Raw genomic sequence first — 611 nt, 5'->3', positions numbered from 1 at the left:
GATATCTTGTCTATCATCTGCTGAGCTTCAAGACTCTGCGGCGCAGCGAATACCTTGTCGAAATATTCTTTAAAAGACCTGTAGCCCTTGCGTTCTATATCAAGAGAAAGACGCGCCTGTACAAGGGCAAACTTTTTTTCAAGGTTGATCCCATAATGAGCCCGGACATATTCAACAGCTCTGTGAAATTCATGCTCATCCAAAGGAATCATCAAGCAGCCCCCAGCTTAAACAAAAAATAATCTTATCCTTATATTGTAACACGACAAGCAAAACGCAACACAACAAAAAAGAGAGCCAAGACCGAAGTCTCAACTCTCTTTTTATCTTACAAAACCGCCGATTTGCTCCGCTCTCCATCCCACGGATCGTGGGCGAGCATCTCGGCGCATACTTGTCCTGAATACGACAAGAGAGCCGGAACTTAACGTCCTGGCCCTCTTGTCGTAATTAATCTCGGCGCCGATCTACTGGAGGAAACACTAAGTTCGATAACGGAAATCAGAGATTTCCTATCTCACTTATCTAGATAAACAAACCAGCCGACTCACACAAATCGGAAAACCGCCGATTTGGTTCGCTGGCCGTCCCACGAGGTCGTGGGCGAGCAT

This window comes from Cloacibacillus sp. (genome assembly GCA_036655895.1).
Lineage (GTDB): Bacteria > Synergistota > Synergistia > Synergistales > Synergistaceae > JAVVPF01.
The sequence above is the reverse complement of the archived record's forward strand: the minus strand, read 5'-3'. Positions refer to the sequence as shown.